Origin of the sequence: Blastococcus sp. CCUG 61487, from assembly GCF_005222955.1 — a bacterium.
GTDB lineage: Bacteria > Actinomycetota > Actinomycetes > Mycobacteriales > Geodermatophilaceae > Blastococcus.
The window spans coordinates 1-5,592 of sequence record NZ_LWUA01000054.1 but is presented as its reverse complement, the minus strand read 5'-3'; the positions used below and the strand labels follow the sequence as shown (position 1 = coordinate 5,592).

Genomic DNA, 5,592 nt, shown 5'->3' with positions numbered 1-5,592 from the left:
CTTCCTCATGTCATCGACCCACGCCGCTGTCGTCACCAACGTCCGTGGTCAGTACAACTAGTACGACAACAACCGCCCAAGCCCGCTGGGCTGCTGATTATTGGCGTTGGCCAAGGGGAGGGAGCGGCCCTTCTGGCAGTTGGAACACCTGGCGAGAATCAGGTCCCGGATGACGAGGGCCGCCTGTTGTCAGACCCATGCGGCACGCTGGAAAGCGCATACCTCGCTACGGAGGTCCTCATGGACGGCTCGATCACCCGCATCACGCTCAGCGACGGCTCAACTCGCTATCGCGCTCGGTATCGCGACCCAGGCGGCCGTCAGCACGAGAGGCGATTCGCGCGGAAGGTCGATGCCCAGCGCTGGCTCGATGAGGCCACGTCAGCCATGGTCACGCAGACGTGGACGGCGCCAGTCCGAGGTCGGATCACCGTCAAGGAGTGGTCCGATCGCTGGCTGGCCTCACAGACCGGCGTGAAGCCGAGCACGCGGTATCGGTACGGCAATTTGCTGCGGACGCACGTCCTCCCAACATGGGGTCAGTACCGGCTCGCCGACGTCACTCACGCCGACGTCGCGGTGTGGACGGCGGAGCTGCTGACGCGGGGGTCGGCCCCGGGGACCGTTCGCCAAGCGCACCGCGTGTTCTCGCTGCTCTTGGACCTCGCTGTCCGCGACGGCCGTATCCCGCGGAACCCGGCCGAGCGCGTACCCCTGCCCCGAGTGACGCGGCAGGAGCCGAGGTTCCTCACCCATGACGAGGTCGAGCGGCTCGCCGACGCGGCGGGTGAGGACGGGGGCGTCATCCGGCTGCTGGCGTATACCGGACTGCGCTTCGGCGAGATGGCCGCCCTGCGGGTCCGACGGGTCGACTTCCTCCGGCGCCGGCTCACCATCGCCGAGGCGGTCACGGAGGTCGGCGGACGGCTGGTGTTCGGCACACCGAAGACCCATCAACAGCGGACCGTGCCCCTGCCCGCGACGCTCGCCGAGTCGCTGGCCCGCCACTGCGAGGGCAGGCAAGGCGACGACCTGCTGATGACCACGGCCAGCGGCACGGTGCTCCGGCTGCGGAACTGGCGTCGGGCCGTATTCGATCCGGCCGTCCGGACCGCCGGGCTAAGCGACGTCACCCCACACGACCTCCGGCACACCGCCGCCTCTCTGGCCGTCGCCAGCGGCGCGACCGTCAAGAGCGTCCAGAGGATGCTCGGGCACGCCTCGGCGGCCATGACGCTGGACGTGTACTCCGGCCTGTTCGACGACGACCTGACCGCTCTGGCCGACCGGATGGACGCCGCCGCGCGGGCAGCCGCGGACGCGCGTGTGGGCGGGGTGTGGGCGCGGCCACCAGTTGAGACTCCCGCGAAGGGAAAACGCGCAGGTCAGCGCGGTGGGCCCCGTGGGGATCGAACCCACAACCCGCGGATTACAAGTTCGCTAGTTCGAACGGCGTGGTCACTCTGCGTCGCGACCTGCCGGGCCCGCGGCCGCTCGCTCCCCGGCGGTCGATGCCCCAGGCTCCCTGTACCCCGCCCGACGTCGCCTGTGCCCGCCCGGTGCGGTTCGAGGGCAACAGGGCGGTCGCGTGATGGCCGGGCGCAGGATGGTCATCCCGCCTGTCGACCGGCACGGTGTGGTCCCCGGCAGTCGGCTCGAGTACGCCGACCAGCGCCTCCCCCGCCGCATCGGCCGCTACACCGACGACGAGCGCGAGGTCCGGCCGCTGGGCTACTACAACGGCCCCGCCGACGGTCCATGCCTCCCTCCGGAGCAGACCGGCGAGGACCGCATGGCGCGCTGGGGACGACAGCGCCACCTCTTCGACGTGCTCTACACGAGCGGGCAGCAGCGCTACGGCGACAACGACGAGCCCACGCCGGTCGAGCTGCGGATGGTGCTGACCTGCGTCCGCTGCGGCGTGGTCATGCGCGTGCAGGGGCAGGCCGACTCCGACGAGGACAGCGGCGTGCACGAGGTGACGCAGCTCGACCCGGCTCCGCTCCAGGCCGGGCCGCTGGTCGCCCAGCAGGTCCGGGCCGACCGCACGTGGGCGCACGAGGTCGACGCGACCTGGGCCGTCTACCGCGACGGCACGCTGGCGGGCAGCTTGACGAGCTCGCGGGGGCCGCGTGGTCGCCGGTTCGTGTCCGGTCGTCTCTACGCCGACGGCCAGGACGTCGAGGGTCCGTCCGCCATGGCGGTGCTCCGCAAGCTGGCCGCGACCGCCTCGGCGGCCTCGGCGTGAGCAGCGGTGCCTGGTGACCGCAGGTGACCGCAGCGCTCCCCCGGCCACTCGAACGGCTAGGGACCAAGGTCCCGAGCCACCCGTACGAGTAGTTCCGGATCGCCGTCGTTCGGTGACGCTCACCACTGTTCGCCGCATGGACACGGGGAGCACGTCGCACGATGGAGCGAAGACGCCAGTCGATCTGACGGCAGTACTCCTCGACGAATGGGCGCTGTGGATGCGGGCCGCCGGCATGAGCGAGCGCACCGTCGGCAACCGCGTCAGCCTCGTCGGCTTCTTCGGTCGCTACGCCGGCGTCGACGCCTGCTCTGCCGAGTGGAAGGACCTGGCGGCGTTCCTCGGCCGCGAGGTGGCGCCCGGGCAGCGGATCTCCCCCGGCACCCGGCAGGTCAACTACACCGACCTCGATGCCTGGTACTCGTGGCTGGCCGCCATGGGGTACCGGAGCGAGAACCCGGTCGACAAGCTGCACAAGCCGCGGTCGGTGAAGCGCTACCCGCGGCCGATCACCACCGGCCAGCTCGAGCGGGTGCTGGACACGGTGAACCGGCTGCGGACCAGGGCCATGGTGCTCCTCGGCGCCTACCAGGGTCTGCGGGTGCACGAGATCGCGAAGTTCCGCGGCGAGGACATCGAGAGCGGATGGCTCCACGTCGTCGGCAAGGGGGCCAAGCCGGCCCGGCTGCCCGTGCACCCGGAGATCGCCGAGATCGCGCTCGAGATGCCGCGCTACGGCTACTGGTTCCCCTCCTACCGGTTCCCCGACCAGCCGGTCACGGCGAAGAGCGTGTGCACGGTCATCAGCAAGCTCATGGACCGGGCCGACGTCGCCGCCACGGCGCACCAGCTGCGCCACTGGTACGGCACCGAGGTGCTGCGCGCCGCCGGCGGCAATCTGCGCATCGCGCAGGAGCTCCTCCGGCACGATTCCCCCGCCACGACCGCGCTCTACACCCTCGTCGACGACGACGAGGCCCGGGCCGCGATCATGGGCCTGCCGCGCGTGACCGCGCAGCCGGCGATCGCCGGAGTAGTCGACGCCGCCAGCGTCGTGCGCCGGCTACGGATCGCGGCGTAGCCCCTGGCGGACCAGCGCGGCGCGGCGTGACTACGTGTAGCGTCCCGGCTCTCCGAGTGATCGAGGGGAGCTGGAGTGCGTCGCGTGCTTGTGCCGCTGACGGCGGCCATGGTCGTTGCCGGGTGCGGCGCGGAGGAGCCGCGGCCGCGCAGCGACGTCGACCTGTCCGCGCCGGTGGTGGTGACGTTCGAGGCGCTCGGCTCCGCGAAGAGCATCGACGTCGTCCTCGTCACCGGAGACGGTCGCGTCGAGCTCACTGATCGCGCCGTCCCCCTGGGGCGGTACAGGGAGCGCACCACTTCGGATCCGTTGAACCAGCCGACGGAGTTCCTTGGGCCTGTCAGCGTCGATGTGCCAGCGCTCGAGCGAGTGGCGATGGACGTGCTCATCGGCTCCGAGGGTGGCTCCATCGAGTGCCGCATCCTCGTCGACGGCAAGGTCATCGACAGCACGGTGGCAGACGGTCCCGGCGCCACAGCCCGCTGCGCGGGGCGCGTGCCAGCGCCTCGATCCTGACCCGCGGCTTCACCTCCGCTACTCGGCGAAGCCCGCGAGGAAGCCCGCGACCTGGTGCGAAGCGTGCCGGTCCAGGCCGTCCCCGCCGACGTCGTAGGCGTCGATTGTCGTCTGCGGCTTCGCGTGCCGGAGGAGGCGCTGGACGTCACGCAGTGGGATGCCCTGCGCCAGGCCGACCGTGCCCACGGTGCGGCGCAGCGCGTGCGGGCTGATCGGCCGCGTGATGCCCGCCGCCGCCGCCGTCCTCGCGACGTACCGATGGACGGCGCGCCGGTCCATCGCCGTCCCCGCGCGGGTGCGCAGCAGCGGTCCGGTGGTGCGCCCGTCGACGCAGGCCTGCACCGCGGCCAGGGCGGGGATGGGCACCGGCACGCGGGCGGGCTTGTCGCCCTTGCCGATGAAGGTCAGCGTCGAGTAGCCGCGGATGACGGCCAGGGACTCCACCTGCAGGCTGGCGATCTCGGAGGCGCGCAGGCCCATCATGCCGGCGAGGACGGCGATCGCGTGCTCGACCGGACCGAGCTGCCTGGCTGCGGCGAGGAAAGCCGCGTACTCGAGCACGGTGAGCACCTCGCGGCGCTGCAGCTCGCGGTGGACCTTGGGCCGCGGGATGCGCGCGCAGGGGTTCCGCTCGATCAGCTCCTCCTCGTGAGCCAGGCGGTAGACCGACGCGACGACGTCGTAGTGGGCGGCGATCGTGGCGCGGGCGTAGCCGCTGTCAGCGACGGCGCGCAGCCACAGTTCGACGTCGCCGCGGCGAGCTGTCATCGGGTCGATGCCACGGCCGGTGCACCAGCTGGTCCAGCGGGGCAGCAGCCGCCGCCACGTGTCCTGACTGGACGGCTTGAGGCGGGACAGCCACCAGGAGGCGAGCTCGTCCCAGGCGGGGTGGCCGGACGGGGGCAGGGTGAGGTCAGTACGGTGCGGCACGGGCCGGTCTCCAGTTCGCGCTGGGGGACGGTCAAGGGCCCGGTCTGGTGTTCGCGCACCGGCCGGGTCCGCTTTCGTCTGTACGCCTGGGCCTGGGCGCGCGCCTCACCCAAACGAGCGAAGAGCCCCGCACGCCACCCGGATGGGCGACGTGCGGGGCTCTTCTGCTGCCGGTGGCGCTGCGGCCGCCGGCTACCGGACCGGGGTGGTTCGGGGTGACGTAGCCGCGCGGCGGGTGACCTCGCCGACGGGCGTCATCCTGACTGCGGGGTGGGCGAGGAAGATGCCCGCGCCGTCCACAGGGGGCCGGTTTTCCCCAGCTACTGCAGGAGCCCGTCCCGGAGGTCCCGGAGCGTGATGAGCTCGGCGCGCGCATCCCCGTCTTCCTCGAGGACGTGGGACAACGACTGGGCGTAGTGGAGGCGCGTGGAGTGGTCGAAGACGGCGACGCGCTGGGTCAGGTCCGCCACCGTGGCCTCGAGGCCGACCGTCCTCGCCTCCGGGTCGTTTGGATCGGTCACCTGGCCAACCATCTGCGCCGGGTTGACGTCGGCGCCGCGAGCGGCGTCCACGAAATCGAACAGCTGACCCCAGGTGAGGCCGTCCAGGTCGATGCTCAGCTTCATCGGCACGGCGAGCACCCTGCCACGCCGACGGGGCAACGCGCACCCCTGAGCGGTCACGGGCTGTCCCGCAGCGGCTTCCAGAGAGCGCGTCGTCGACGTCGCCGCTGCGGCCGGCATCTCCCGGGAGCGGGTGTACCAGATTCGCGACGGTCGCCGCTGACCCGAAGCGCCCCCTCTGGGCGAGGTCAGGG

5 protein-coding genes, 1 tRNA gene and 1 pseudogene are annotated in these 5,592 nt (G+C 71.7%); 4 read left to right on the top strand and 3 right to left on the bottom strand.

Annotated features, from left to right (window positions below; translation table 11 throughout):
• Nucleotides 1-240: 240 nt before the first annotated feature.
• A pseudogene (locus A6V29_RS20630) lies at nt 241-1,191 on the top strand (tyrosine-type recombinase/integrase); the annotation flags it as partial.
• Between the two features lie 203 nt (nt 1,192-1,394).
• On the opposite strand, the gene A6V29_RS20625 reads toward A6V29_RS20630, so the two are convergent.
• Nucleotides 1,395-1,486, bottom strand: a tRNA-Thr gene (locus tag A6V29_RS20625).
• A gap of 105 nt (nt 1,487-1,591) precedes the next feature.
• Between A6V29_RS20625 and A6V29_RS20620 the strand changes: the two genes are divergently transcribed.
• The 3 genes from A6V29_RS20620 to A6V29_RS05040 all read left to right on the top strand — a co-directional run bounded on the left by A6V29_RS20620 (nt 1,592) and on the right by A6V29_RS05040 (nt 3,845).
• Nucleotides 1,592-2,248 carry a hypothetical protein gene (locus A6V29_RS20620; protein WP_170977696.1) on the top strand — a complete coding sequence of 219 codons (657 nt, stop codon included), beginning with the start codon at nt 1,592-1,594 and terminating at the stop codon, nt 2,246-2,248.
• A gap of 136 nt (nt 2,249-2,384) precedes the next feature.
• Nucleotides 2,385-3,329 (top strand): tyrosine-type recombinase/integrase, encoded by a 945-nt coding sequence (locus A6V29_RS05045; RefSeq protein WP_137159293.1) that lies wholly within the window; start codon nt 2,385-2,387, stop codon nt 3,327-3,329.
• 84 nt (nt 3,330-3,413) lie between these two features.
• The gene (locus tag A6V29_RS05040; protein ID WP_137159292.1) at nt 3,414-3,845 is read left to right on the top strand and encodes a hypothetical protein; all 432 of its coding nucleotides are present in this window, start codon (nt 3,414-3,416) and stop codon (nt 3,843-3,845) included.
• An 18-nt stretch (nt 3,846-3,863) separates the two neighbouring features.
• On the opposite strand, the gene A6V29_RS05035 is transcribed toward A6V29_RS05040, so the two are convergent.
• Both A6V29_RS05035 and A6V29_RS05030 read right to left on the bottom strand, forming a co-directional pair.
• Nucleotides 3,864-4,775 carry a tyrosine-type recombinase/integrase gene (locus A6V29_RS05035; protein WP_137159291.1) on the bottom strand — a complete coding sequence of 304 codons (912 nt, stop codon included), beginning with the start codon at nt 4,773-4,775 and terminating at the stop codon, nt 3,864-3,866.
• A 320-nt stretch (nt 4,776-5,095) separates the two neighbouring features.
• Complete coding sequence (locus tag A6V29_RS05030; RefSeq protein ID WP_137159290.1) at nt 5,096-5,407, bottom strand: hypothetical protein; 312 nt, start codon at nt 5,405-5,407, stop codon at nt 5,096-5,098.
• Nucleotides 5,408-5,592: the final 185 nt, after the last annotated feature.